Source organism: Candidatus Villigracilis vicinus (assembly GCF_016702885.1).
Lineage (GTDB): Bacteria > Chloroflexota > Anaerolineae > Anaerolineales > Villigracilaceae > Villigracilis > Villigracilis vicinus.
The window spans coordinates 426,131-452,431 of sequence record NZ_JADJDD010000025.1 but is presented as its reverse complement, the minus strand read 5'-3'; the positions used below and the strand labels follow the sequence as shown (position 1 = coordinate 452,431).

General features: G+C 49.7%; 24 protein-coding genes. 21 read left to right on the top strand and 3 right to left on the bottom strand.

From position 1 onward, the window contains the following. Position 1 precedes the first annotated feature (1 nt). The 5 genes from IPG80_RS18060 to raiA are packed head-to-tail and all read left to right on the top strand — an operon-like array spanning position 2 to position 4,800. On the top strand, positions 2-1,465 hold the full coding sequence (locus tag IPG80_RS18060; protein ID WP_345109851.1) for a CpaF family protein: 1,464 nt from the start codon (positions 2-4) through the stop codon (positions 1,463-1,465). Between the two features lie 39 nt (positions 1,466-1,504). Continuing rightward, positions 1,505-2,464, top strand: coding sequence for a type II secretion system F family protein (locus tag IPG80_RS18055; RefSeq protein ID WP_345109848.1), 960 nt, complete (start codon positions 1,505-1,507; stop codon positions 2,462-2,464). A 1-nt stretch (position 2,465) separates the two neighbouring features. Next, positions 2,466-3,431, top strand: coding sequence for a type II secretion system F family protein (locus IPG80_RS18050; RefSeq protein ID WP_345109846.1), 966 nt, complete (start codon positions 2,466-2,468; stop codon positions 3,429-3,431). Positions 3,432-3,462: 31 nt separating this feature from the next. After that, on the top strand, positions 3,463-4,191 hold the full coding sequence (locus tag IPG80_RS18045) for a ComF family protein (RefSeq protein ID WP_345109843.1): 729 nt from the start codon (positions 3,463-3,465) through the stop codon (positions 4,189-4,191). 45 nt (positions 4,192-4,236) lie between these two features. Further along, the gene (gene raiA, locus IPG80_RS18040) at positions 4,237-4,800 is read left to right on the top strand and encodes a ribosome-associated translation inhibitor RaiA (RefSeq protein WP_345109840.1); all 564 of its coding nucleotides are present in this window, start codon (positions 4,237-4,239) and stop codon (positions 4,798-4,800) included. Positions 4,801-4,845: 45 nt separating this feature from the next. Here the strand turns inward: raiA and IPG80_RS18035 are convergent, their stop codons facing one another. Next, positions 4,846-5,580, bottom strand: a complete 735-nt coding sequence (locus tag IPG80_RS18035; protein WP_345109838.1) for a prolipoprotein diacylglyceryl transferase family protein — start codon at positions 5,578-5,580, stop codon at positions 4,846-4,848. Further along, positions 5,580-6,125 (bottom strand): TlpA disulfide reductase family protein, encoded by a 546-nt coding sequence (locus tag IPG80_RS18030; RefSeq protein ID WP_345109836.1) that lies wholly within the window; start codon positions 6,123-6,125, stop codon positions 5,580-5,582. The genes IPG80_RS18035 and IPG80_RS18030 overlap by 1 nt, the downstream gene beginning before the upstream one ends. A 69-nt stretch (positions 6,126-6,194) precedes the next feature. Here IPG80_RS18030 and IPG80_RS18025 point away from each other — a divergent pair, with 69 nt between their 5' ends. The 5 genes from IPG80_RS18025 (at position 6,195) to IPG80_RS18005 (ending at position 12,179) form a co-directional block, all read left to right on the top strand. Further along, entirely contained in the window at positions 6,195-6,953 is a 759-nt protein-coding gene (locus tag IPG80_RS18025) for a DUF429 domain-containing protein (RefSeq protein ID WP_345109833.1), read from the top strand. 21 nt (positions 6,954-6,974) lie between these two features. Next, positions 6,975-8,945, top strand: a complete 1,971-nt coding sequence (gene tkt / locus IPG80_RS18020) for a transketolase (protein ID WP_345109831.1) — start codon at positions 6,975-6,977, stop codon at positions 8,943-8,945. A gap of 51 nt (positions 8,946-8,996) precedes the next feature. Then, positions 8,997-9,458 carry a ribose 5-phosphate isomerase B gene (rpiB, locus tag IPG80_RS18015; protein WP_345109828.1) on the top strand — a complete coding sequence of 154 codons (462 nt, stop codon included), beginning with the start codon at positions 8,997-8,999 and terminating at the stop codon, positions 9,456-9,458. Between the two features lie 30 nt (positions 9,459-9,488). Continuing rightward, positions 9,489-11,957, top strand: coding sequence for a bifunctional transaldolase/phosoglucose isomerase (locus tag IPG80_RS18010; RefSeq protein WP_345109825.1), 2,469 nt, complete (start codon positions 9,489-9,491; stop codon positions 11,955-11,957). Positions 11,958-12,035: 78 nt separating this feature from the next. Further along, positions 12,036-12,179: a hypothetical protein gene (locus IPG80_RS18005; protein WP_345109822.1), complete on the top strand. Its 144-nt coding sequence runs from the start codon at positions 12,036-12,038 to the stop codon at positions 12,177-12,179. A 57-nt stretch (positions 12,180-12,236) separates the two neighbouring features. Here the strand turns inward: IPG80_RS18005 and IPG80_RS18000 are convergent, their stop codons facing one another. Beyond that, positions 12,237-13,793, bottom strand: a complete 1,557-nt coding sequence (locus IPG80_RS18000; RefSeq protein WP_345109819.1) for a glycoside hydrolase family 36 protein — start codon at positions 13,791-13,793, stop codon at positions 12,237-12,239. 118 nt (positions 13,794-13,911) lie between these two features. Between IPG80_RS18000 and IPG80_RS17995 the strand changes: the two genes are divergently transcribed. The 11 genes from IPG80_RS17995 (at position 13,912) to IPG80_RS17945 (ending at position 26,212) form a co-directional block, all read left to right on the top strand. Then, the gene (locus IPG80_RS17995) at positions 13,912-14,418 is read left to right on the top strand and encodes an Lrp/AsnC family transcriptional regulator (protein WP_345109817.1); all 507 of its coding nucleotides are present in this window, start codon (positions 13,912-13,914) and stop codon (positions 14,416-14,418) included. Positions 14,419-14,464: 46 nt separating this feature from the next. Beyond that, positions 14,465-15,763, top strand: coding sequence for a guanitoxin biosynthesis PLP-dependent transaminase GntE (gntE, locus tag IPG80_RS17990; protein WP_345109815.1), 1,299 nt, complete (start codon positions 14,465-14,467; stop codon positions 15,761-15,763). Positions 15,764-15,818: 55 nt separating this feature from the next. Next, positions 15,819-17,144 carry an aminotransferase class III-fold pyridoxal phosphate-dependent enzyme gene (locus IPG80_RS17985; protein WP_345109812.1) on the top strand — a complete coding sequence of 442 codons (1,326 nt, stop codon included), beginning with the start codon at positions 15,819-15,821 and terminating at the stop codon, positions 17,142-17,144. 61 nt (positions 17,145-17,205) lie between these two features. Further along, positions 17,206-18,672, top strand: coding sequence for a CoA-acylating methylmalonate-semialdehyde dehydrogenase (locus tag IPG80_RS17980; protein ID WP_345109810.1), 1,467 nt, complete (start codon positions 17,206-17,208; stop codon positions 18,670-18,672). A 24-nt stretch (positions 18,673-18,696) separates the two neighbouring features. Further along, positions 18,697-20,109, top strand: a complete 1,413-nt coding sequence (locus IPG80_RS17975; protein WP_345109807.1) for an APC family permease — start codon at positions 18,697-18,699, stop codon at positions 20,107-20,109. A 12-nt stretch (positions 20,110-20,121) separates the two neighbouring features. Then, positions 20,122-20,547 carry a universal stress protein gene (locus tag IPG80_RS17970; RefSeq protein WP_345109804.1) on the top strand — a complete coding sequence of 142 codons (426 nt, stop codon included), beginning with the start codon at positions 20,122-20,124 and terminating at the stop codon, positions 20,545-20,547. A 23-nt stretch (positions 20,548-20,570) separates the two neighbouring features. Continuing rightward, complete coding sequence (locus tag IPG80_RS17965; protein WP_345109802.1) at positions 20,571-21,932, top strand: aminotransferase class III-fold pyridoxal phosphate-dependent enzyme; 1,362 nt, start codon at positions 20,571-20,573, stop codon at positions 21,930-21,932. A gap of 76 nt (positions 21,933-22,008) precedes the next feature. Next, a complete protein-coding gene (locus tag IPG80_RS17960) occupies positions 22,009-23,124 on the top strand; it encodes an ABC transporter ATP-binding protein (protein ID WP_345109799.1) in 1,116 nt (371 codons plus the stop codon). A 2-nt stretch (positions 23,125-23,126) separates the two neighbouring features. Next, complete coding sequence (locus IPG80_RS17955) at positions 23,127-24,050, top strand: ABC transporter permease (RefSeq protein ID WP_345109796.1); 924 nt, start codon at positions 23,127-23,129, stop codon at positions 24,048-24,050. Between the two features lie 40 nt (positions 24,051-24,090). Further along, entirely contained in the window at positions 24,091-24,987 is an 897-nt protein-coding gene (locus IPG80_RS17950) for an ABC transporter permease (RefSeq protein WP_345109793.1), read from the top strand. A gap of 64 nt (positions 24,988-25,051) precedes the next feature. Continuing rightward, positions 25,052-26,212, top strand: a complete 1,161-nt coding sequence (locus IPG80_RS17945) for a spermidine/putrescine ABC transporter substrate-binding protein (RefSeq protein WP_345109790.1) — start codon at positions 25,052-25,054, stop codon at positions 26,210-26,212. Positions 26,213-26,301 lie beyond the last annotated feature (89 nt).

Sequence of the window (26,301 nt, the reverse complement as noted above, 5' to 3'; positions counted from 1 at the left end):
TATGTCATTGCTAAGACGTATCGAACAGGGTCAGGGTTCTGGTAATAATAACCAACAGAACTCTGGCGCTGCTACTCAGGGAACTCCCAAGCCTCCCGCTGAACCCCCCCCGGCTGGTTCGGGTGGTGGCGATGCTTCCCGCTTGTCTTCATTGCAGGCGAGAAGGGTTAGCGCACCGATCACTTCTCCACAAGCCGGTTCCTATTTTGATCTCAAAACAAGAGTTCAGAATAAACTGCTTGCTGAGATTGATCCGTCCATGGATGTCACCCGAACTGATGAGGTTCGGCGCACCATTCAAAGCCTTTTTGAACAGATATTAACCGAAGAAAATATAGTCTTATCACGCCCTGAACGGGCAAGACTTTTCGAACAGATCTCGGCGGAAATCCTTGGATTTGGTCCGCTTCAGTCTTTGCTTGAAGATGATACCATCACTGAAATCATGGTGAATGGACCCAAGAACGTTTATATTGAGCGTAAAGGTAAGGTACACCGGGTACCCATCACATTCGAAAGCAACGAACATGTAATGCGTATCATTGATCGCATTGTTGCGCCATTGGGGCGTCGTATTGACGAATCCAGCCCATATGTGGATGCCCGTCTTCCTGACGGTTCCCGTGTAAATGCTGTGATTCCCCCAATCTCACTGGTAGGACCTGTTCTCACCATCCGTAAGTTTTCAAAGAACCCGATTACGGTTGACCAAATGATCCAGTTTGGCTCCGTAAGCGCCGAGTCGGTTCAATTCCTGAAAGCATGCGTTGAAGCACGCTTAAATGTCATCATTTCGGGTGGTACGGGTTCTGGAAAAACTACTCTGCTTAACGTGCTTTCCAGTTTCATTCCTTCAGATGAGCGCATTATTACAATTGAAAACGCTGCTGAACTTCAACTGCGTCAGGAACATGTAGTTACACTTGAGTCTCGTCCGGCAAACATTGAAGGACGTGGCGAGATTACTATTCGTGATCTGGTAATGAACTCCTTGCGTATGCGCCCGGAGAGGATCATTGTGGGTGAGTGCCGCGGTGGTGAAACCCTAGACATGCTTCAAGCGATGAACACAGGTCACGATGGCTCCATGACCACTGCCCATGCGAATACACCTCGCGATGCTCTGTCCCGTATTGAGACAATGTGCCTCATGGCAGGTATGGATTTGCCGATTCGCGCTATTCGTGAACAGGTGGCGAGCGCTGTAGACCTTATTTGCCAGCAAGAGCGTATGCGCGATGGCACCCGCAAGGTAACCACCATTACTGAAGTGAGCGGCATGGAAGGTGACGTGATTACCATGACGGATATCTTTGTTTTTGAACAGACCGGTACTGAAAATGGGCGTATCATTGGTCGTCTGCGCCCAACCGGGTTGCGCCCCAAATTCATGGATAAAATCGAAGCTGCCGGTATTCACCTGCCTCCTTCCATTTTTGGTATTGGTGAACGCAGGCGGTATTAAGATTATGATATTTAAGGCTAACTGCCAGGAAAAAAATCAATGACCTGGGTAATAATTATCGGCGGTATCATCCTGATTGTTTTGCTGATTGTAGGCGTTGTTGTGTCCTCGAACAGCGAGCGTTCTATCATCGAAGAGCGTTTAGGCCAATACCTTGAAGATGATAGCAGCAAGAAAAATATTGACAAGTCTGCTCAAAACTCGGTTCTTACCGACTGGGTTTCCAAGCGGGTGGAAAAAACTTCCTATGGTGACCGAATGGCTCGCCAGCTGGCCCGCGCCGACTTGAAATTCAAAGTTTCAGAATATATTGCTCTCATCGTGATTAGTATTGTCCTTGTGAGCATGATTGCATGGTTTATTGGGAATCGACATCCAGTTTCAGCGCTCATTGGAATGGTGTTGGGTGGGATTGCCCCTGGACAATATGTTAAGTCGCAGCAAAAAAAGCGTTTAAGAAGGTTTAACGAACAACTGCCAGATATGCTCAATTTGATGGTAAATGGTTTACGCGCCGGTTATTCCACAATGCAGGCTATGGAAGCGATCAGTAAAGAGTTGCCGCCGCCTATTAATGATGAGTTCCGGCGCGTGGTTCAGGAAATGCAGATTGGCATCCCAATGGAAACTGCGTTAGAGAATTTGTTACGCCGTATTCCAAGTGAAGATCTTGATTTTGTCGTTACTGCCATCAACGTTCAACGCGAGGTTGGCGGTAACTTATCGGAAATTCTTGATAGCATTTCCTTTACTATCCGTGAGCGCGTCAGGATCAAAGGTGAAGTGCGGGTTTTAACAGCACAGGTGCGTACATCTGGAACCGTTCTTTCATTGATTCCCTTTGGCTTGACGTTGCTTCTTTGGTTTCTCAATCCAGATTATCTTCTTTCCATTACTGATGGTGGACCGATTTGTACGGCGATTATTATTTGTGTGGTGTTGGGTCTGATTACCTCTAGTTACTTTATTATGATGAAGATCGCAGATATCGAGGTGTAATATGGCTACTGTTATAGGAATAGTTGTCGCTCTTGCCCTTGTAGGTGGAGTCGTTTTTGTGGTTATTATTGGAGCTAGAGCTGCGCGTGAGGCTCAGGGCGGCGAATCGGATCCTGTATTGGCGCGCCTGGCAGAGGCAACTCAGCGTGGTGAAAACGCTTCGCTTGAAGAAATTGAACTCCAGCAGCCTTTCATGGAGCGCGTTGTAATTCCGATTATCACAAGGCTTGGTGAAGTTTCAGCTCGCTTTACCCCGGCAAAGCTTCTCCAGGAAACGACTCTGAAACTCGAATTAGCAGGGAATCCCGGGCGAATTGACGCTTCCACGTTCCTTTCCACTCGCTTTATTGGCGCTGGTGTTTTTGGCGGGCTTTTACTTTTGATTGCAAACTTGCCAGCTGCCGATTGGTCATCTGGAACTACATTCCTGGCTGTATCCATCTTTACACTTTTGGGCTTTTTCTTTCCTCAGATGTGGTTGTCCAGCAAGATTACCCGCCGTCAGAATGATGTTCGTAAAGCGTTACCAGATGCACTTGACTTGCTGACAATATGCGTGGAAGCCGGGCTTGGTTTTGAAGCTGCGATGTCTAAGGTGGCAGATAAATGGGAGACCGAATTATCCATTATGTTTGGTCGTTGTATTCGCGAGATTCAACTTGGTAAGACCCAGCGTGAAGCCTTGCGCGATATGGCGGAACGTATTGGCTTGCCAGAATTAACCAGCTTTGTAGCGGCGGTAATTCAAAGCCAAATGTTGGGTGTGAGTATGGCGAAAGTCTTGCGTATTCAATCTGACCAGATGCGAATGAAGCGACGCCAGCGCGCGGAAGAAGAAGCACATCAGGCTCCAATTAAGATGATCATCCCGATGGCGCTTCTGACGTTTCCTTCCATCATGATCATTCTTATGGCGCCAGCGGGTTTCCAGATTGCAGGCGCATTTGGACCAATGCTGGGAAACTGAGGTGCCAGTCTAAAAATTCAGGGAGGCGAAAATGGACAATAAAAAATATAAAATGTATCATTCGATCTGGACAGCCGTCGATTTGCTTTTTCCTCCACATTGTGGGGGATGTGACAAACCTGGCTCCGGGTGGTGTGAGACCTGTCAGAATACTGTGAAAATTTTGAATGGTATTGTTTGTGAGATTTGCGGCTTGCCGCAAGAGAAGCCCGGGATATGCGGTGCTTGTCTTGTTAGTAAGCCGCGCTTTCATTCTTTGCGGGCTTGGACGGTTTTTGATGGACCCATACAAAGATTGATGCATCAACTGAAATATCGGCGCAACCTTTCTCTAGGTGATGCTATTGCTGCTGAAATGCTGCCTTTTGTTCAAGATTTGGGTTGGCGTATTGATGCGGTTGTTCCCATTCCGTTGGGAAAACAGAGGAAGCGAGAAAGGGGATATAATCAGGTTGCAATGATCGCATTGCCACTAGCTTTGGGTTTGGAATTGCAGTATTTACCAAGAGCGCTTGCGCGCCGAAAAGAGACGCGCTCGCAAGTAGGGTTAAGCAGGGAGGAAAGGCATACGAATGTACACGATGCTTTCCAAGCGTCTTCGGGGGTGAGAGGTAAGAATGTGCTTATCATGGACGATGTTTCAACAACAGGTTCGACCCTTTCTTCCGGTGCAGATGCCCTGTATGCATCTGGTGCCAACGATGTTTATGCGTTGACAGTCGCGCGGGCATTGCCTCATCACGATCTGAGGCAGGTATAGCGCGTTGTGTTTGTAGCTTGACAACCTAATTTCAAGGAGGACCTTATGTCCAACAAAGTGGAAGTTCAGACACGTCACATTCGTTTGACTGATCATATCGAGGAGTATGTCGCTAAAAAAGCAGGAAACCTCGACCATTATTTGCCTGCCATTGAAGAGGCGCGTGTGGAACTATCCCATCATCAGGCGGCACGCGATGCCAAAGACCGAAATGTGGCGCAGCTCACCGTGTTTGGCAAGGGGTTTACCCTTCGCTCTGAAGAACGTGCCGATGAGGCGTTGGCTGCCTTCGATATGGCACTGGATAACATGCAGCGTCAGATCGAACGCTACAAAGGGAAGAAGCACCATGGTCGTGGTGATGGTCGCTCTGCTGCCGAGGTGGCTGAGAGTGTGATCGATGATGAGACTGGCGAACTTTCCCCATTGTTTGCCAAGCGCAAGAAATTTACGTTGTACCCCATGTCTGAGGATGAAGCGCTGGTGCAAATGCGCAACCTTGGGCATGACAATTTCTTCGTATTCTACAATGCGGAGACGAGCAAGATCAATGTTCTGTACCGCAGACGTAATGGTAGTTATGGTTTGATCGAACCTGAACTTGGTTAACGGAAATAAGTAAAACGGGCTGACATTGTCAGCCCGTTTTTGATTCTATAGAGTCTGCTTTTTGACCGGTTTAAGCCTGACCTCAAGCAAGATAAAACATGCCAGAAGCGTGACCCAGGCAATGACTTGTTCTTGCCGGAAACCATTCGTTAGGGATGTGTATTCGGCACGGAATGCCAGCAGGATAAGTTCAGTTAGCGCAGTTAGCGATGCAAAAAATAGGAAGGAGATGCCCGGACGCGGGTGGGGTTTGGAGCGCCATAGCAGGATGACTATCAGGAAAGAGGCGAGCGTTTCGTAGATCTGGGTGGGGTGGCGAGTTGCATTCCAAAGGTCGATCCCCCAGGGAAGGTCGGTGGGGCTCCCGAATGCACTGCCTGCAGCGAGGTGACTTAATCCCAAGCCTATGGCGATGACGGCGAAAAATGGGGTAAGCGCATCCAGAATGTTCCAGAAAGCGAGGTTTTTGCGTTGTCCGTATGCGATGGCGACGATGAGTGCTGCGGCGGCCGCCCCGATCGGGTCGAATAGATCGGGGTTGATGGAGATGACCCCAACCGGACTTTTTGTAAACGCAGATAGATTTTGAAGAACGTAGGAAATGCGCCCGCCAATTACGAAGGCGATCAACCCAAAAAATGTGATGTTGTTTAGGTCTTCGCGACCAATACCATGTCGTTCGGTGCGGCTTTCTGCAAAGGTTAACCCGAACCACGCTGCGATGACCAGCAGGATCATATGGCGTGGCGGGGCGAATAGATTTTGAAATGTTTCGAACATTATTTCAACGCCTCCTCAATGCGGGTACGCAGCAAGGCTTCTGCCATTGGACCGCCGACCACGACTTCGCTGATGATGCCCTGCCTGTCAATGAAATACGAGGATGGCAGGGAGCGCACCATATAAGTGCGGCTTACATCGGAAGTTTCGTCCAAAAGGATCGGGAAGGTCAGATCATACTCGGCGACGAATGGGGCAATGTCACCCGCGGCGTCTTGAAAAGTGCTATTGATCGCCAGCACCACAAAGCCTTGATCTTTGTATTCGTTGTACATCTTTTCAATGGCGGGCATCTCGGCTTTGCAAGGCGGGCACCAGGTTGCCCAAACATTGATGAGCACTGCCTGCCCTCTTAAATCGGACAGGGTGATGCTTTCTCCATCGAGGGTTTGCAGGGTGAAATCGGGGGCAAGAAAGCCGGTTTGCGGCACAACTTCGGGAGCTGCGGTGCCGGGTTGGTCAGCAGGGTCTGCAGAGAGGACGATCCACGAGGCTCCGGCTACCAGTAGGAGAACATAGAGAATGATACGTTGGGTTCGGTTCATTGGGAAATGGATAGTAAAATAGGAATGTTTCTTTTATCTTTCGTAGTGATTATAGTACCCAATCTTACTATGCTTTTTAATGACACGCTCTTTATCGGCATCGACCCAACTTCTTCCCACCAGTCCTATACCTATGCGGCATTGGACAAGGGCTTGCATCTTGTTGCACTTGCCGATGGCGAGTTGGAAGATGTCATAGCCTTCATTGCCGGGCAGCCTTCTGCGATCGTGGCGGTCAACGCGCCTTCCGGGCTTAATCGTGGGCTGGTGCGTGAAAAGAATAAGGACATGTTTAAGTCTTTGAAGTCGCGTGCTGTGGGTTTCCGCGTAGCGGAACTTGAATTACGGGAGCGGGGGATTACTGTATCTGGGACACCCTCAACCGTGAGTGCTTGCCCGGCATGGGTTCAGGCAGGATTTACGTTATATCGCAAATTAGAAAAGGCGGGATTTAACACATATCCTTCAGAGAACGTAAAATATCAATTTTTGGAAACCCAGCCACATGCTGCTTTTTGCGTCATGGCAGGCGTAACGCCGCAGCCTAAAACCTCTTTGGAGGGGAAAATTCAGCGCCAATTGCTACTTTATGAAGCAGGCGTACGCCTCAAAGATCCAATGGATTTCTTTGAGGAGATCACCCGCCATAAAATGTTGAAAGGCACCTGGCCGCTTGATCTGCTTTACCTGCCTGAGCAGATGGATGCTCTGGTCGCGGCATACACTGCCTGGTTATCCATCCATAAGCCTGAAAATATATCCACCGTTGGTGATCCCAGCGAAGGGCTGATCCATCTTCCTGAAAAGAATTTGAAAGAAAAATACTAACCGAATGGTAAAATACCGCACATGACAAACCCCGAACTTCAAAACAAAGCAATCAATACACTTCGTTTCCTTTCTGCCGATGGCGTACAAAAAGCCAACTCCGGGCACCCCGGTTTACCGATGGGCGCAGCGGCAATGGCGTTTACAATCTGGACTCGACACCTGCGTCATAACCCGCGCAACCCCAAATGGATGGGACGTGATCGCTTCATCCTTTCGGGTGGGCATGGTTCAATGCTTCTGTATTCTCTGCTGCATTTGACCGGATACGACCTATCACTCGAGCAATTGCAGAACTTTCGTCAGTGGGGGAGCTTGACCCCTGGGCACCCTGAGTACGGCTGGACTCCTGGCGTGGAATTGACCACGGGACCGCTCGGCGCAGGTCTTTCCAGTGGTGTGGGTATGGCAATTGCCGCTGCTCATCTCGCTGCCGTTTTCAATAAACCTGGGCACGAATTACTGGATTCGTATATTTACGCCATTGTCACCGACGGCGACTTGATGGAAGGTGTTGCTTCGGAAGCTGCTTCTTTGGCGGGGCACCTTTCACTCGGGCGGCTCATTTATCTGTATGACGATAACAAGATTTCAATTGACGGTTCCACAGACCTGGCATTTACCGAAGACCGCGCCAAGCGCTTTGAAGCCTATGGCTGGCATATTCAGCATGTTGCCGATGGCAACGATGTGGAAGCGATCGATGCTGCCATCAAAGTTGCCAAAGCCGACCCGCGCCCTTCATTGATCCTTTGCCGTACCATCATCGGTTTTGGTTCCCCGAATAGGCAAGGTACACAAAAGGCTCATGGCGAACCTCTCGGCGATGATGAACTCAACGCCGCCAAGGATAACTTAGGCTGGCCCAAGGAACCGCGTTTCCTCATCCCTGAGGATGTGCAAGTGTTCTATCGCAAAGCCGTGGAGCGCGGACGTGAACTGGAAGCCGATTGGAAAATGCGCCGCGAAGCCTATGCCCGGCTTTTCCCTGAATTAGGCGCTGAATTCAATCGCCGTTTGATAATGGGTAAACTGCCCGAAGGCTGGGAGGCGACCATCCCAACCTTCCCGGTTGACCCGAAAGGCATGGCAACCCGCGCTGCCTCTGGCAAAGTCATCAATGCGATCGCAGCAAAACTCCCCGAACTCCTCGGCGGCTCTGCTGACCTTGCACCTTCGAACAATACAAAGATCGATGGTCTGCCAGCCTTCCAAAAAGATTCACATGCCGGGCGCAACTTCCATTTTGGCGTGCGCGAACATGCAATGGGTTCTATTTTGAATGGCATGGCTGTTTATGGCGGTTTGATCCCTTACGGCGCGACCTTCCTTGTTTTTGCAGATTACATGCGCGCGGCTGTCCGTTTGGCGGCACTTTCGCATTACCCGTCCATTTTTATCTTCACGCATGACTCGATCGGGCTTGGTGAGGATGGACCAACGCACCAGCCTGTCGAGCACCTTACATCCTTGCGTTTGATCCCAAACCTTGTTGTGCTTCGCCCGGCGGATGCGAATGAGACGGCTCAAGCGTGGAAAGTGGCGATCTCCCGACGTGATGGACCTACTGTTTTGGCTTTGACCCGCCAAAACCTGCCGACCTTGGAATCTCCGAACCTTGTTGAAAAAGGTGCATACGTTTTAAAAGATTTTGGCAAACCGGAGATCATTCTCATGGCATCCGGTTCGGAAGTAAGCCTAATTCTGGATGCGGCGCAGAAACTTGCAGAAGAAGGCAAGGGCGTGCGTGTGGTTTCCTTCCCGAGTTGGGAATTGTTCGAGAAACAGGATGAAGCCTATCGTGAGTCGGTTTTGCCGAAGAGCATTCAGAAGCGGCTCGCTGTCGAAGCCGGGACAAGCCTCGGTTGGGAACGATACGCAAAGTCCACAATTAGCATTGATCGCTTTGGCGCATCCGCTCCGGCGAAGGTCATCTTTGAAAAGCTGGGCTTTACGGTTGAGAACATCATTGCGAAAGCAAAAGAACTCTAGAACATACAGACCTGACAGGTTGCAAGACCTGTCAGGTCTTTTTGGAGAATTATGAAAGTAGCAGTTGGTTGCGATCATGGCGGGTTTCCGCTTAAGAGTATTGTTGTTGAAACGGTTAAATCAATGGGGCATGAAGTCATTGATGTAGGTACGTTCAGTGCGGATGCAGTGGATTTCCCCGATTTTACAAAAAAAGTTGGCGAGAAAGTACAAAGCGGCGAAGCCGAGCGCGGAGTTTTGATCTGCGGCTCAGGCATTGGTGCTGCCATTGCTGCGAATAAGATGAAAGGTATTTACGCTTCGATCTGTCATGATACCTATTCTGCGGCGCAGGGTGTTCAGCATGATGCAATGAATGTGCTCTGCCTTGGCGGCAGGGTGATCGGTCCTGAATTGGTGAAGGTGCTTGTGCCTGCGTTTTTGAATGCGCGCTACGAAGGGGATGATGAAGGCGGCGAACGGCTGGCGCGGCGCGTGGGAAAGATCAAGAAAATAGAAGAAGAGAATCGCTAATACGTAATTTTTCAAGGAGTCTTAATTAGCATGTCTGAATCAATAAAAAAACTAACTGCATTGGGGCAATCCCTTTGGTACGATAACATCCAGCGTAAGTTGTTGGTCAATGGCGAACTGAAAGCCATGATTGATCGCGGTGACATCCGCGGTGTAACCTCGAACCCGACCATTTTCCAGAATGCGATCGCCAAAACGACCGATTACGATGCCGCATTAACTCCACTTGCCTGGGCAGGCTGGGATTCTGAACGCATTTTCTGGCAGCTGGCGGTTGAAGATATTCAGGAAGCCTGTGACCTGTTCCGCCCGTTGTACGATGAAACCAACGGCGGCGACGGCTATGTCAGTATCGAAGTCAGTCCGCTGCTGGCGCGGGATACCGAAGGTACTGCCAAACAGGCACAGGAACTTTGGAATCGGGTCAATCGACCCAACCTGATGGTGAAGATCCCTGCCACCAAAGAAGGCGTTCCCGCCATTCGCACAAGCATTGCTGCTGGTATCAACGTCAATGTAACCCTGATCTTCTCGCTTTCGCGCTATGCCGAAGTGATGAACGCTTATCTTGAAGGCATAGAAGAACGTGTTTCCAAAGAATTACCCGTTCATCATGTGGCTTCGGTGGCGTCTTTCTTTGTCTCCAGAGTGGATACCAAGATCGACCCCAAACTTCCTGAAGACTCTCCGTTGCGCGGCAAGGCTGCGGTTGCCAATGCCAAGCTGGCGTATGAACAGTTTGAATCTATTTTCACTTCACCGCGTTTTGCAACACTTAAAGCGCGTTTCCGTGCGCGTGTGCAGCGTCCGTTGTGGGCATCTACTGGAACAAAGAATCCGAAGTATCCAGATACGTTGTATGTGGACGAACTCATCGGACCAGATACCGTCAATACGGTGCCGCCTGCCACATTGGATGCCTTCCGCGATCATGGCACTGCCACAATGACCATTACTCGCGACCTCGACGGCGTGCAGAAGATATTCGTGGATCTCAAAGCAGTCGGAATTTCCATGAGCACAGTTACACAGGAACTTGAAGAAGAAGGCGTTAAGGCGTTTGATGATGCTTTCAAGTCCCTCTTGGATTCCATCGAAACGCGGCGCAAAGCCGCACTCGCCTCAATTGCGCCGTTGGCTGATTCTGTTGCCAAGCGTTTAGCCGCACTGGAAGCTGAATCATTTTCCCAACGCTTATGGGAACACGATGTCACTCTCTGGTCTGACGCAGACGACCCTGACGGGCAAGCCGAGGCCGCCAAGCGCCTTGGCTGGCTGGACTCTGTGGATGATGCCCGTGCGCGGCTCGAAGGGTATCTCTCCTTTGCGAAACAAGTTCACGATGAAAAGATCGACCGCGTCCTTGTTATTGGTATGGGCGGCTCATCCTTGACGGCTGAAGTGTTGAGCTCCCTGTTGGCTCGTTTTGATGTGAAAGCCAAACTCTCGCTTGCCATCCTTGATTCGACCGACCCGGCGCAAGTGGAGCAGGCTTTCAAAGATTATCCGGCAGATAAGTCGCTATATATCGTTGCCAGCAAATCTGGCGGCACTGCCGAACTGATGGCTGCCTTTGATTACATCTGGAAAGAAAGCAAAGGCGATGGCTCAAGGTTTGTTGTCACGACCGATGAAGGTACGTCGCTGCAAAAACTGGCTGAAGAACGCGGTTTCCGTAAGGTCTTCAATGCCGACCCAATGGTGGGCGGACGTTTCTCCGCACTGACCGATTTTGGCTTGGTCCCTGCCGCTTTGCTGGGCATGGACTTTGAAAAGTTGCTAGCCAGCGCTGACCGTATGCGCAGCCAGTCGCTGGCAGGTGTTCCTGCGGCGCGCAACCCTGGGGTGGCGTTGGGTGCTCTTATCGCAGAATCCGCTTTGATGGGTAGAGACAAGCTCACAGTCCTGGCAGATGCGCCTGTGTCTGCTTTGGCAGGCTGGGTGGAACAAGTCATCGCTGAGTCCAGCGGCAAACATGGCAAGGGCATTTTGCCGGTGGCGTTGGAGCCGCTTGGTGCGCCCGGTGAATATGGTAATGACCGTTTGTTCGTTTACATCAAAAGCAATGGCGAGTTGGAAACTGGTGTTTCTGAACTGAAAAAAGCCGGATTCCCAGTGATCGAATTCCCGATCGATGGACCATACGATGCAGGTGCTGAATTCTTCCGGTGGGAGATCGCTATTTCCACGGCTTGTCATATCTTGGGCATCAACGCTTTTGATCAGCCTGATGTTCAGGACAGCAAATTGCGCACGATCGCCAAGATCAAGGATTACCAGTCATCAGGCAAACTTGCTGAGGCTGATCTGGTGGATTTCAAAGATGCTAAAAAAGCTCTTGATGAGTTTTTGAAAAATGCCCAGGTTGGCGAATTTGTGACCATTAATGCATATCTGCCACGTAATGCTGAAATGATCGAAGCGATCCAATCCCTTCGGACTGTCATTCGCGCCAAGACCAAATTACCCGTGTCTGCCGGGTTTGGTCCGCGCTTCTAGCATTCGACAGGTCAGTTCCATAAAGGCGGTCCTAACAAGGGGCGTTTCATCCAGTTCGTATACGATGCTGAACATGACATGGACATTCCCACGCAGGGACTCACCTTTGGTACGCTCATCCGTGCGCAGGCATTAGGCGATTACGAAGCCTTGAAAGCCGCCGGGCGGAAGGCTTTGCGAATCCGCCTATCGAAGCCAGAGGATATCAAGGGCTTGCTGTAGATCAGTAAAGCAGCGAATTGTTATAAAAAAAGAGCGACCCATACAGGTCGCTCTTTTTTATATTCTTGAAACCCGTTTCCGTAATTTTCGGTCGTCCAGCATTTTTATAATACGCAAAACGAACTTCCAATTGCCGAGCCAGCCCAGGAATTCGCCCCAGAGCAAGGCAATGCCTGTTGGTTTTGGCGGCAGAGCTACTGCAGATGAAAAATCCACGATGCGATCGTCAAGTTTGTAGACATATCGGCTGAGTTGAGTCGCATCCGTTTCGGCGATGAGGAAAGCGCGGACCTTTTCGCGTTCCTCCGTTGTTATCCATTGCGGCAGGTCAGATGTTGCTTTGAAATCGCAGATCAAGGCAAGGTCTTGCAATTGCTGTTTGTGTTCATCTGCGAGCGAATTTTCTTTTGATTCGAAATATTCTACATCAGGGTCAATGTGAACCAGCGGCTTGAGCCATAAGCGATGGACCACTGTACGGATGGCGTTCTTCGTGCCGGGAGTGGCAAAGTTATACAACAATGTTTCGTTGCGGTAGTTTTCCCATTCATGTGAAACGTCTGGTCCGATGCGGATGGCATCACACATACCAAGGGCAGGCAGGATGGGCGTGCCGCAGGTCAGGAAGAAGGAGCCTGCCCCCATTGCTTCACGCATATAGCGCAGGCATTCACGGTATGCGGCTTCGCGCGGCATGTCTTTGTGGCGTTTGCCTTGTAATGCGCCTGCGTAAAGGAAGTCCAGCTTATAGTAGTCAAAGCCCCAGCGTCGCACCAACTTCATGAGCGCAACCAGCCAGGAGATCACGTCGGGATGCGTGGTGTCGAGGGCGTATAAATCCTGCCCCCAGTTGAATCCTGCCGAGACGAGTTGCCCTTTTTCATCGCGTAATAACCAATCCTTGTGCTCGCGGTATAGCTGAGATGATTTTGCGACCAATAACGGCGCAAGCCATAAACCTGCGCGCCTGCCCGTGGATTTTATCTTTTCTGCCAATGCCTGCATGCCCGATGGAAATTTTGCATTGGCTTCCCAATCGCCGATATCTTTTTGCCAGCCATCATCTACTTGCAAAACATCGAAAGGCAGGTTGCCAAGCATGTCAAAAGAAGTGTGGAGGACTTTTTCGTCAATAGCGGTATAGAGGCTGTACCAGGAACACCACACACGCGGAATGTGATTTTTGTCGGTTTTCCCAAAGCGGATTCCCAACTGCGCGACATATTCATCGAAGACGATTTTTTCCTGACCATATGCGGCGAACCATTCGACCTCGCCCGCTTCGCTCCACCCTGTGAGCTGATTCTCCACCAGCGAAACATGCGTGTCTGTTGCCAACGCGCCAAGCAAAAGAATGTTGCCATCTTCAAATTCCACTGCGCCCAGCCACGAACCATGTGGATTATTTTCTTTGGCGTAGACGGCGTCTGTTTGCAGAGGAAGGAATATGGTTGGTTTTTGGGGCGGGAGGGGAGAGAGGTCCGTCCAGGCGGTTAGTGACCAGGATTGCCAACCGTGGCGATAATACCGAATGGGATTGGCGGGTAGATCGATGCTGATTTTTTTGGTTTTATAGACCCGGGTGGTTTGAATGTGAGAAAGATTTATATTCATTGAATTTCGCCCCATTGTAAAGGAAAAGCCACATCCTTGCAAAATATTGCCCCCTTGACGGTTAAAACTCCTCAAGGTATATTCCGCGTGTCACTTTCGGAAAAGAAGCCAATAAACTATGTATGAATTCGACAAAACTGATATAAAAATCGTCAATTTACTTCTTGAGGATGGGCGGATGTCTGCCTCTGAGATTTCGCGCCGTATGGGGAAGATTTCAGAGAGGGCTGTTCGCTACCGTGTGGATCGAATGATCGAAGAAGGGGTCATTCAGATCAGTGCAGTAGTTAACCCCGAGGCACTCGGATTCAACATCAAAGCCGATGTATGGCTTGAGGTCGAAGCCGATACGGTCTTGGACGTTGCCAAGAAATTGGCTTCCTTCGAAAATGTGACGTACGTAGCCTGCGGCATCGGGCAGAATGACATCAGTATTCAGATCGTTGCGCGTGACACTTCCGAGATCTATTATTTCGTTACCGAAGTCGTCCGCAAGGTTCCGGGGGTGCGCAAGACCACAACGTCCATCGTACCGATCATTCTCAAAGATGTTTACCAGTGGAGAGTGCCAGAGCGCATTGCAAAAGAACTGTCAGAGAACGAAACAATAAACGCATCCAAATAATTCTGCTACGCGGTTTTCAAGCCGCAACCCGATAAAAGGAGCAATCATGTTCGGTTCAAAGACTCAGGCCCTCCAACAACGTGCGCAAAAAGTTGCGCCGTTGGGGGTGAATTCTAACTTTCGTTTTTGGGGAGATGGTGTCACCCCTTATGTTGAAAAAGCCAAGGGGAGCCATCTATGGGACGTGGACGGTAAAAAATACATTGACTATCGCATGGCGTTCGGTCCCATTATTTTGGGGCATGCCTATGATGAAGTCGATCAAAAAGTGATTGAAGAAATTCAAAAGGGGATTCTCTTTGCCATGACGGGGGAGCTAGAAGTTGCCGTTGCCGAGATGATCGTGGAGATGTCTCCTGCTATTGATATGGTGCGCCTTGCGTGTTCAGGTACTGAAGCCACCATGCATGCCATCCGTGTGGCGCGGGCATTCACCGGGCGCGACATTATCCTCAAGTTTGAAGGCAATTATCACGGCTTCCACGACCACACGTTGTGGTCTACCTATGCACCTGCTGAAGCCTACGGCAATCGTCGCAGCCCAATTCCTGTTCCAGCGTCATCGGGTATTCCCAAAGTTATGCGCGAGAATATCATCACATTGCCTTTCAATGATTTTGAAGGCTTTGAGCGCGTGATGCGTTCGAATGGCGAGCAGATCGCCGCGGTCATTTCTGAGCCGTGTCAGGGCAATTGCGCTGCAATCAACCCGCAGGAGGGCTTCCTGCAACTCATCCGCAAAAGGACTGAAGAATATGGTTGTGTATTTATTTTGGATGAAGTGAAGACAGGCTTCCGCATTGCTAACGGTGGTGCACAGGAGTACTACAGCATCAAACCGGACCTCGTGACATATGCCAAAGCTCTGGGGAACGGCTACCCGATCGCAGCATTCGGTGGCGGGAAAGAGATCATGTCCATTATTGGGCATGGTGTGGCGCAAGGTGGAACCTATACCAACAATAAACCCGGTGTGGCTGGTGCGTATGCAACACTTAATCTTCTTAAATCCAAACCAATCCTCAAGACTATCGAAAAACGTGGACAGCGCCTGATGGACGGCTTAAAGGAAATCTTCGAAGAGAACGATATTCCTGCTGTGTTTACAGGCTACCCAGCCATGTTCTCATTCTCGTTGAACACCGAGGCGGTGACATGCCAGCGTGATTGGCAGCAAAGCGACCGTGAGTTGTATCTTACGCTCACTGAAAAGGCGATCAAAAAAGGTGTCATGCCCGACCTTGATGCTCGTGAACCGTGGTTCATGTGTTACGAACACTCCGATGCCGACATTGACGAGACGTTGAACGTCTATGCCGAGATCGTGAAGGAAGTCAAAAAATAGTCAAAGGTCAAAAGTCAGTTGACTTGTAACCTTTGACTTTTAGTATGAGGAAACCATGTCGAAACTATCTACTCAAGAAATCATAGAACTCAGCAAGGAATATACTTTTTTCTCCTGGTCTGTGCAGGGGCAAGCCAGCCCGATTCCGGTGGAGAAGGCCGAAGGTATTTATTTTTGGGATACGGACGGAAAGCGTTATATTGATTTTTCATCCCAGTTAATGAATACCAATATTGGGCATCAGCACCCCAAGGTGGTGAAAGCCATTCAAGATCAGGCTGCAAAGCTTTGTTTTGTCCACCCTGGCAATACAACGGATGTCCGTGCGCAGTTGGGCAAGAAACTGGCAGAAGTCACGCCGGGTAATTTGAAAAAGACATTCTTCACCCTTGGCGGCGCGGAAGCGAATGAGAATGCCATCAAGATTGCCCGTTTCTATACGGGTCGCCACAAGATTTTGGCACAGTACCGTTCTTATCACGGTGCGACGCATGGGTCGATCGCCCTGACAGGCGATTACCGTCGTCTTGCTGTCGAGCCGACCATGCCGGGCGGCGTGCATTTCATGAATCCGCATTGCTATCGCTGTCCGTTTGGGCAGAAGCAAGAATCTTGCAAACGTGAGTGTATTTCACATTTGGAGGAAGTCATCAAGTATGAAGGTCCCGACAAGATCGCAGCGATCATCATGGAAGGGGTAGTTGGCTCCAACGGCATTATCGTCCCGCCGGATGATTACTGGCCGCGTGTCCGCGAGATATGCGACAAGTACGGCATCCTTTTAATCTCTGACGAAGTCATGAGCGGCTGGGGACGCACCGGTGAATGGTTCGCTGTAGACAATTGGAATGTCGTCCCCGATATCATCACCACAGCAAAAGGTATCACCAGTGGATACGCCCCGCTTGGCGCTGTGATCGTCACGGACAAAATCGCCGAATTCTTTGAAGATAAATATCTCTACGCCGGTCTGACCTATAACGGTCATGCCTTGTCTTGTGCAGCCGCACTGGCAACCATCGAAGTCTATGATGAAGATAACCTCATGGAAAACGCGCGAAAGATGGGAAATTATCTGGGCGAATGTCTTGAAGATATTAAAGCCAAACATCCTTCTGTGGGTGATGTACGTTATATCGGGCTTTTCTCAACCATTGAATTGGTTGCAAATCGTGATACGAAAGAGATCATGTCTCCGGCTGTGATGGCGGAAGTGGGTAAGACTTTGCGTGCGAATGGACTGTTCACTTTCATCATGGCGAACAACATGGGCAGCATGCTCTTTGTCGTCCCACCGTTGTGCATCACCAAAGAGCAGTTGGATGAAGGTCTTGCCATCGTTGAGAAGGCATTGGAAGTCGCGGATAAGAATATAAAGTAAATAGTAATTAGAGATTGGTAAATGGTAATTACCAATCTCTAATTACTAATCTGGAGAAACCATGGAAATCTTAAATTACATCAATGGCGAATGGGTAAAACCCGCTGTAAAAGATTATTTCGAAGTTATCAACCCGGCTACGGGATTGGTGATCGCAAAGACTCCGCTTGGCACCAAGGCAGACGTGGAAGCAGCGGCAAAGGCGGCGCGTGAAGCTTTCGATGGCTGGCGCAGAACACCTGTGAATGATCGCGTGCAGTACCTGTTCAAACTCCGCAATCTGATGCGTGAGAATGGCGATGAAATTGCCAAACTCATTACCAACGAATGCGGCAAGACCTTCGAAGAAGCCAAAGCTGAAATGGTGCGTGCCTACGAAAACGTAGAAGTTGCCTGTGGTATGCCGCACATGAGCAAAGGTGAATTTGTGGAAGACATCGCTCCCGGCATCGACGAGATCATGATTCGTCAGCCGGTAGGGGTGTGCGCCACCATCGCGCCGTTCAATTTTCCCGGCATGATTCCGTTCTGGTATCTACCTTATGCACTTGCGGCGGGCAACACCTACATCGTCAAGCCGTCTGAAAAAGTGCCTATGACGATGCAGTTCATTTTCAAACTCATCGAACAAGTTGGCTTCCCCAAGGGCGTCGTCAACATGGTCAATGGCGCGAAAGATACTGTGGATGCTATTCTTGAACATCCCACCATCCGTGCGATCACCTTCGTCGGTTCGACCAATGTGGCGAAATACATTTATGCCACCGCTGCATCCCACGGTAAACGTGTGCAAGCCCAAGGCGGAGCGAAGAATCCGGTCATCATTTTGCCGGATGCAGATATGGAAATGGCGACAAAGATCGTCGCCGACTCAGCCTTCGGGTGCGCGGGTCAGCGCTGCTTGGCAGTTTCTCTGGCTGTGACCGTGGGCGAATCAAAGAACGAATTCACCGAGTTGATCTGTGATGCAGCATCTTCTCGAACGGTTGGTTATGGCATGGATTCGGGTGTGCAAATGGGACCTGTCATCAACACCGCTTCGATGCAGCGTGTGGAGCAGTTGATCGCTCTCGGCGCCAAAGAAGGCGCGGGCGTGCCTGTGGATGGTCGTGGGACGAAGGTGAAAGGCTACGAGGGCGGATCCTTCGTCAGACCGACGATCCTCTCCGACGTCAAAGTTGGAAGCGAAATTGCCCGCACAGAGATTTTTGGACCGGTGCTCAGCCTCATGCATGTCAAAAATATCGATGACGCCATCCAGTTGGTCAATAGTGGGCAATACGGCAATCAAGCCAGCTTGTTCACCACTAGTGGAAATGCCGCACGCCGCTTCCGTTACGAAGCGGATGCAGGCAATATTGGCATCAATATTGGGGTGGCTGCACCGATGGCATTCTTCCCCTTCAGTGGTTGGAAAGATTCATTCTTTGGTGACATGCACGGGCAAGGTATGGATGCGGTTGAGTTCTTCACGCAGAAGAAAGTTGTAGTGGAACGCTGGCCCAAAGAGTGGAGCCGTAAGTTTTAGTTGAAGATTTCCGGAGGAGGCAAAATGGTTGAAACAAATTCAACATCAAGTGGTGGGATTCCAGTTCGTGTAATTCCACGGCGGTTAACTCTTCTGCCGTTGGTGATGATCATGTTCTTCACGGTCAGCGGGGGGGCGTATGGCTTGGAAGACCTGGTTGGTTATTCTGCGCCGGGTATGAGTTTGTTGCTTATTTTGCTTACTCCTTTGATCTGGAGTTTACCCACCGCTTTAATGGTTGCAGAACTTTCCACTGCAATGCCTGTACAAGGCGGTTATTATGCCTGGGTAAAGAAAGCGTTGGGACCGTTTTGGGGGTTTCAGGAAGGTTGGTGGAGTTGGGTCACCTCCTTTGTGGATATGGCGATCTACCCGGTATTGTTTGCGGACTATCTTTCTACTTTATTAGTCCAGCAATTCGATATTCATGCACTCGAAAACCAATGGATTCATTGGGGGGTGACGCTTGTTGTGATCTGGGTTTTTGCTGGGCTGAATATTCGCGGCACCAAGAATGTTGGCGATTCTTCCAACTGGTTTGGTTTGTTCATCCTTGCGCCATTTTTGGTCATGTCGGTTCTAGGAATTGTCCGTTTGATCCAAAACCCATATCCGGTCTGGCAGCCGTTCATCCCCGAAGATTCAACGGTGTTGGGCGCTTTTGGCGTTGGCATGTTTGTGGTGATGTGGAATTATCTGGGGTGGGATGGCGTTTCAACCGTAAGTGAGGAAATCGAAGACCCCAAACGGAATTATCCGCGTACGCTTGCAATCACGATCCCGCTTGTGACACTTGCCTACTTCCTGCCCGTGTTGGGCGGGTTGGCGGTTTCGCGTGATTGGCAAAATTGGACGGCGGGATATTTCCCTGAGGTGGCTGCGCAGATCGGTGGTCAATGGCTGGGGGCGTGGCTGGCAATTGGCGGCTTGGTAAGCGCTGTGGGTTTGTTTAGCGCTCTTTTGTTATCCATTTCTCGTCTGCCATTCGTCATGGCGGAGGATGGTTATTTGCCAAAAGCCATTACGAAAATGCACCCAAAATTTGACACGCCCTGGGTTGCGATCATTGTCTGTGCGACTATCTATTCTTTTTTTACGCTAAGTGCATTTGCCAGCCTGGTGGTTGTGGATGTAATCGTCTATTCGGCGGCATTGATGCTGGAATTTTCTGCCTTGATCGCTTTCCGGATCAAGTATCCTAATATGAAACGACCCTATAAGATTCCTGGAGGGTGGTTTGGGATCATTTTGGTTACGATCTTTCCGTTGGGTGTGTTGATTTTGGCAGTTGTCAGCACGATCCAGGAGGAAGGAATTGGTGCGTTGTATCTGTCTTTGGCTGCGATTGCGACGGGTCCGATCCTGTACCCCTTCCTGAAAAAGTTTGTGAAAAAGGGTCAGCCGGATGTGGAAGTGCCGATCGAGCTAGAAGACTAAAGGAGAAAACTTATGATCAAAAAAATCCTTTTACCGACAGATGGTTCAGAATATGCCGAAAAGACAATCCAGTTCGCAGTGGATCTTGCAAAGTCAGTTGGTGCCAGTGTGGATGTGATGTATGCTTTTCAACCGGTGGCTTCATTGCGGAAACGTGCTTCCATGATGTTGGAAGAATACCGTAGTGCAATGGAAGAGGATGCAAGCGAGATTGTTACTGAAGTGGCTGAAAGGCTGAAGAATGAAGGGTTGACCGTAACGGCATCCGTAGTGGAAGGACCGGCGGCAGAAGCGATCTTACGTGCAGCCGATGAGTTGTCGCCGGATGTCATTGTGATGGGGTCGCGCGGTGAAGGCGGGTTTGCCAATGTTCTGTTGGGAGGCGTGGCAGAGCAAGTGGTTCATCACGCGAAGGTTCCTGTACTGGTCGTAAAGTAAAAACTAATTTGGAGAGATATTGTATGACAGTTGATTACGAAGATGCATTGGATTATTCATCCCACTGGATGGATTGGATCCAGAAAAATGAATTTCCGACCCCAGAGCAGGCTCATAAGATCATTGAAGAGTCTACGAGTAATTTTGCAGAATATTACAACCGCAACTGGTTGGAGTATCGTAAGTCGGTTACAGAGTCTGGGGATTGGGCAGCAGTGGAGTGGGGCGGCTCCGGGGCTGTCTTTAAAGACGTGATGGGACGCGAGTATCTCGATTTTCTGGGCGGCTACGGCATGATGGATCTGGGCTGGAGTCATCCTGAGGTTGTGAATACGGTTCGAGCGCAGTTGGAGCGTTCGCCCATGCCTTCACAGGAGTTGTTGGATCCATTGCGTGGTGTACTGGCAAGATTACTGGCTTCCATCACGCCGGGTGATCTGAAATATAGCTGGTTTGGAGCCAGTGGTACTGAAGCCAATGAAGCCGCAATGAAGATTGCGAAGCTGTATACAGGAAAATCTGCATTCATTGTCGGAGTGAAGGCGTTTCATGGAAAGACAATGGGGTCGCTCTCCTTGATGGGTAAATCCGATTACCGCACTCCGATGGGACAAATGTATTCGGGGCAGGTCTATCACGTTCCCTTTGGGGATGCTGATGCTGTTGAGAAGCAATTGGAAATCTGTGAAAAAGTGGGCATTGGCGTAGCTGCTGTTATGTTCGAGCCGATCCAGGGCGAGTCGGGTGCGATCGTTCCGCCGGATGATTTTTGGCCCCGCATCCGTGCTGCGACGAAGAAATATGGCGTGCTGTTGATTGCAGATGAGGTGCAGACAGGACTGGGGCGTACCGGTAAATTATGGGGTGTGGAGCATTGGAATGTTGTTCCTGATATTTTAACTGTGGCAAAGTCACTGGGCGGTGGTGTTATGCCTATTAGTGCTGTGACCACCACAGAAGAAATATTCCATCCAATGATGTACCCCAATCCATTCATGCATACCACCACCACGGGTGGCGGGGCGCTGGCTTGCTCAGCGGCGATCTCAGCCATTCACGTGACCCTGCGCGAGAAGATTTGGGAACAGGCTGCGGAAAAGGGTGATTATTTGATGCCAAAATTGCAAAATTTTGTTGTACAATACCCAAACATTTTCGAACGAGTAACTGGCAAAGGTTTGCTCATCGGTATGCATTTTAAGAATCCTGAGATCGGGTATAAAGTTGCCGCGGAACTTTTCAAGCGCGGCGTGTTGGTAGCAGGCACGTTAACAAGTGCCCAGACCATCCGCATCGAACCGCCGTTGGTGGTGACTTATCCGCAAATAGACGCATTACTGGACCGTCTGGGTGATGTGTTGAAGGAAATTAGTAGATCGCTTTAATTCATACTTCCGAAATTTCAGGCAGGATAGTGCCGCGAACTTTCGGAAGTCTATATTTCATAACGGAGAGAGATAGATGACCAGTGAATTTGCTGTCGAGATGCGCGATGTTGTAAAAAAGTTCATTACACCCGAGGGGAATGAATTGAACGCCGTTGACCATGTCACCATGCAGATCAAGAACGGTGAATTCTTTTCGATGCTCGGATCCTCCGGCTGCGGAAAGACAACCTCCCTGCGTATGATAGCAGGCTTTGAGTGGCCGACAGAAGGCGAGGTGTATATCGAGGGGAAGGGCATGGGGCATACTCCGCCGTATCAAAGAAAAGTAAACACGGTCTTTCAAAGTTACGCCCTGTTCCAGCATATGACTGTTTTTCAAAACATTGCTTTTGGTCTGGAAATGGAAGGCGCTAAAGAAGATGAGATCAAGAAACGTGTCGGACGTGCATTGGAGATGGTGCAGCTTACCGGCATGGAGCGCCGCCGCCCGAAACAACTCTCTGGTGGACAGCAACAGCGCGTAGCGGTAGCTCGAGCTTTGGTAAAGACACCGGATGTACTTTTGCTTGATGAGCCTCTTGGTGCTTTAGATCTGAAACTTCGCAAAGAAATGCAACTTGAACTAAAAGCGCTTCAACAGCAACTGGGTATTACATTCATTTATGTGACTCACGATCAGGAAGAAGCCCTGACCATGTCTGACCGCATCGCTGTGATGAGCAAGGGTAGGGTTCAACAACTGGCCACCCCTGTGGAGATCTATGAACGCCCGGTCAATAAGTTCGTAGCCGACTTTATCGGCGAGTCTAATTTTATGGAGGGCAAGATCAAATCATTATCTGGGAATGAGGCGGTTGTCCATGTCCCGGCGTTGAATGCGGAGATCCGAGGCATGCCTATGTCACAGAACTTCGTCAATGGGGAAGAGGTCGTTGTGTCGGTCCGCCCTGAGAAGATCCGTATTGCTGAGCAATCTGCGAAAGGGGATGGACTGTTCAAGGCGCGGGTACTCAACTCTGTATATATTGGCTCAGATACACATGTCTATGTGGATATGCAGGGCTTGCGTTTGAAGGTGATGGAACAAAACCGCATCTCCCGTTTGGATCCCTCTTCCTTTTATGTTAAGGAACAGGAGATTACGCTGGTATTCATGCCCGAAAATACGCTTGTCTTGAAAAAGGATTAGCCATGCTTCAACGACTACGTGAGAATAAATCCATGCAGGGTACGCTTCTTGCTCTTCCAACCACCCTTTGGTTGTTTGTATTGTTGATCATTCCGCTGTTCCTGACCCTGTTCGTAAGTTTCGGTCAGCGCAGTCCAGATGGTGATGTGATCTACTCTTTCAGTTTTGATAATTATATTCGCCTGATGGGCTACAGTACTGATTGCCCGGATGGTCAGGCTTCCTGCTTCGATCCCTTATACGTCAATATCCTTTCCCGGTCGCTGCTTTTGGCTTTCAATACAACGGCAATCGTGATCATGTTCGCCTATCCTTTGGCGTATTTCATTGCCCGCGCTCATCCCAAGCAGCGTAATATGTACCTGTTTATGGTGTTGATCCCATTGTGGACGAACTTCGTTATCCGTGTTTATGCATGGATGATGTTGCTGCGCAAGGAAGGTGCGATCAATATCGTTATTGGTTGGATCGCAAACCTGCTGCATATTCCTTTCACGCCGTTGGAAATGCTCTATACACCCACTGCCGTACTGATTGGCATGGTGTATGAGTTTCTGCCTTTCATGATCCTGCCAATCTACACTTCTTTGGAGAAGATCGATGCCTCGCTGTATGAGGCAGCAGCGGATTTGGGTGCCAATTCTCTGCGCACCTTTTTACGCGTCACGCTTCCACTTTCGATGCCGGGTGTGGTCGCTGGGACCATTCTGGTTTTTATCCCGGTGATGGGAACGTTCATCGTTTCCGATATCCTCGGCGGGCGACAGGTGATTCTGGTTGGAAACCTGATCCAACGTCAATTCCTTGACGCGCGCGACCCAACCTTCGGGTCAGCTGCTTCACTTATTCTAATGGTGATGACCTTGATCGTGACTTATTTCTACACTCGTAAATTTGGATTTGGAGAGGAGATCATTGCCGCATGATTTCTCATGCCAATGTGCCTAATATCATGGAGTGTGAAGAATGAACCCACATCGTCGTTCTCCTGGCGTGATCGCCGCTGCAGCTTTCGTGTACTTTTTTCTGTATGCGCCGATCGTGATGTTGATCTTGTATTCCTTTAACGCTTCACGTGCAAATGTGAAATTTGAAGGCTTTATTACAACTTTCAGTGACCGTGTTCAAATGGATGGCAGTCTGGTAAAGTCCAGCCCCTGCGGCCCTTTTCATTGGTATTGTGACTTATCGAAGAATGATGATGTTATCGAGGCGGCTGGGAATACTTTGACCATCGCTTTTACATCTACAATCATCGCCACGATCATTGGTACGATGGCGGCTCTTGCGTTGCAGCGTTACGACTTTAAGATTAAGCCGTTTTCCCAACTGGCTCTTTACATCCCAATTGTTATCCCTGAGATCGTCATGGGTATTGGTATTCTGACTCTTTTCAGTCAGACCTTTGGTTGGTTAAATGACGCTTTGCACTTGACCGGAGATGCACGCCTTTCCCTTGGCATCGGCACAGTGACGGTAAGTCATATTGCATTCATGGTTCCATTCGTGACTCTGGTGGTGCAGGCTCGGTTACAGGGATTTGACAGATCTTTTGAAGAAGCCGCAATGGATCTGGGCGCCAATGAGTGGATCACATTTTGGCGTGTGACCTTTCCAACCATTCTTCCTGGTGTGCTCTCGGGTGCGCTGCTGGCTTTTACCCTTTCGTTGGATGATTTTGTCATTACCTTCTTTACAAATGGACCAGGCTCCACGACCCTGCCTATTTATGTGTATGGTTTGTTGAGAAGGATCATTACTCCGCAGGTCAACGCACTTTCAACAGTGTGGATCCTGACAGTCTTTATCGCTGTGTTGTTGCTTCAGTGGCTGCAAAGCCGTGAGAGCAAACCTGCTCATTAAACCTGGGTATACCGTGCGAAGTTGATTTTTCGTACGTCGCCGATATAAATAAAAGGAGAGAAAAATGTTAAGAAAATCGCTTTTCAATGCCCTTGCCGTCCTGGTGGTACTCAGCGTTGTGCTGACCGCCTGCGGTGGAGGCGGTGGGGATACTTCGGCAGAACCTGCCAGTGATGGACCCAAGACAACCTCATCTGGGTTTGAATGCCCGGAACCCAATCCGCGTGTCGATGTGACGTCGACCGAATTGAACATCTTTGTGTGGACGGAATACTTCCCGCAGGATATGCTGGATTGTTTCGAAATGGTGTATGGCATTACCCTGAACCGTGACGAATACTCTTCCAATGAGGAAATGTATGCGAAGGTCTCTGCGGGGGGCACCGCTTACGATCTCGTTCAGCCTACTGACTATATCGTTCCGCTCATGATCCGCCAGGAATTGCTCCAGGAATTGGATCATTCAAAACTGCCGAATATTGGCAACTTTGACCCGAACTGGATGGATCAGCCGTTCGACCCCGGTAACAAGTATTCGCTTCCCTACCTCGCCGGTACTGATGCGATTATTGTCAACACCGCAACCGTTGAAAATGTTCCCACATCCTGGGCTGACCTGTGGAATCCCGAATACGCCGGACGCATGGTATTCCTTGATGACTCCCGCGCTACGATCGGTCTTACTCTGGTTACCCTCGGATATGACCCCAACACCACTGATCCTGCTCAACTTGAAGAAGCCCAAAATAAACTAGCTGAATTGGTGCCTAATATCAAGTTATTTGATAGCGACAGCCCCAAGACTGCTTTGATCGCTGGTGATGTTGATCTAGGTATGACCTGGACTGGTGAGGCCTTCATTGCGAATCAGGAAAATCCTGACATCCAGTATATCTATCCTGAAGAAGGTCCCGTTCTTTGGCAGGATAACTGGGTTATGCTGAAGGATGCATCCCACGTCGATGCTGCGTATGCATGGTTGAGCTACACCATGCAGGGCGATGTCTTCTGGCTGACCATCCGTGATTTCCAATACACCAACCCGAATCAGGCTGCTCTCGAATACGCCAAAGAGAATCAGCCGGATGTGTACTCCGCTTATGCGGATTCTCCGATCACAAACCCGCCTGCTGAAGCCATCTCAAAGGGCTTTGGTATCGAAGATGTAGGCGAAGCTACCCCGCTTTACGATAACATCTGGGTTGAGGTCAAAGGCGGTAATTAGCCGCATTGGTAATATATAAAAAAGACCCCGGCGGGTATACCCGCCGGGGTCTTTTTTATATCAATTAGTGCTGAGATGATTATTATTCA

Coding starts and splice junctions, on each gene's coding strand:
- tkt (WP_345109831.1), top strand. CDS start 6,975: ATGACAAACCCCGAACTTCAAAACAAAGCAATCAATACACTTCGTTTC.
- IPG80_RS18025 (WP_345109833.1), top strand. CDS start 6,195: ATGCTTTTTAATGACACGCTCTTTATCGGCATCGACCCAACTTCTTCC.
- IPG80_RS17965 (WP_345109802.1), top strand. CDS start 20,571: ATGACAGTTGATTACGAAGATGCATTGGATTATTCATCCCACTGGATG.
- gntE (WP_345109815.1), top strand. CDS start 14,465: ATGTTCGGTTCAAAGACTCAGGCCCTCCAACAACGTGCGCAAAAAGTT.
- IPG80_RS17955 (WP_345109796.1), top strand. CDS start 23,127: ATGCTTCAACGACTACGTGAGAATAAATCCATGCAGGGTACGCTTCTT.
- IPG80_RS18000 (WP_345109819.1), bottom strand. CDS start 13,793: ATGAATATAAATCTTTCTCACATTCAAACCACCCGGGTCTATAAAACC.
- IPG80_RS17945 (WP_345109790.1), top strand. CDS start 25,052: ATGTTAAGAAAATCGCTTTTCAATGCCCTTGCCGTCCTGGTGGTACTC.
- IPG80_RS17970 (WP_345109804.1), top strand. CDS start 20,122: ATGATCAAAAAAATCCTTTTACCGACAGATGGTTCAGAATATGCCGAA.
- IPG80_RS17995 (WP_345109817.1), top strand. CDS start 13,912: ATGTATGAATTCGACAAAACTGATATAAAAATCGTCAATTTACTTCTT.
- IPG80_RS18035 (WP_345109838.1), bottom strand. CDS start 5,580: ATGTTCGAAACATTTCAAAATCTATTCGCCCCGCCACGCCATATGATC.
- IPG80_RS18060 (WP_345109851.1), top strand. CDS start 2: ATGTCATTGCTAAGACGTATCGAACAGGGTCAGGGTTCTGGTAATAAT.
- IPG80_RS17985 (WP_345109812.1), top strand. CDS start 15,819: ATGTCGAAACTATCTACTCAAGAAATCATAGAACTCAGCAAGGAATAT.
- IPG80_RS18030 (WP_345109836.1), bottom strand. CDS start 6,125: ATGAACCGAACCCAACGTATCATTCTCTATGTTCTCCTACTGGTAGCC.
- rpiB (WP_345109828.1), top strand. CDS start 8,997: ATGAAAGTAGCAGTTGGTTGCGATCATGGCGGGTTTCCGCTTAAGAGT.
- IPG80_RS17960 (WP_345109799.1), top strand. CDS start 22,009: ATGACCAGTGAATTTGCTGTCGAGATGCGCGATGTTGTAAAAAAGTTC.
- IPG80_RS18045 (WP_345109843.1), top strand. CDS start 3,463: ATGGACAATAAAAAATATAAAATGTATCATTCGATCTGGACAGCCGTC.
- IPG80_RS18050 (WP_345109846.1), top strand. CDS start 2,466: ATGGCTACTGTTATAGGAATAGTTGTCGCTCTTGCCCTTGTAGGTGGA.
- raiA (WP_345109840.1), top strand. CDS start 4,237: ATGTCCAACAAAGTGGAAGTTCAGACACGTCACATTCGTTTGACTGAT.
- IPG80_RS17980 (WP_345109810.1), top strand. CDS start 17,206: ATGGAAATCTTAAATTACATCAATGGCGAATGGGTAAAACCCGCTGTA.
- IPG80_RS18005 (WP_345109822.1), top strand. CDS start 12,036: ATGGACATTCCCACGCAGGGACTCACCTTTGGTACGCTCATCCGTGCG.
- IPG80_RS17975 (WP_345109807.1), top strand. CDS start 18,697: ATGGTTGAAACAAATTCAACATCAAGTGGTGGGATTCCAGTTCGTGTA.
- IPG80_RS18055 (WP_345109848.1), top strand. CDS start 1,505: ATGACCTGGGTAATAATTATCGGCGGTATCATCCTGATTGTTTTGCTG.
- IPG80_RS18010 (WP_345109825.1), top strand. CDS start 9,489: ATGTCTGAATCAATAAAAAAACTAACTGCATTGGGGCAATCCCTTTGG.
- IPG80_RS17950 (WP_345109793.1), top strand. CDS start 24,091: ATGAACCCACATCGTCGTTCTCCTGGCGTGATCGCCGCTGCAGCTTTC.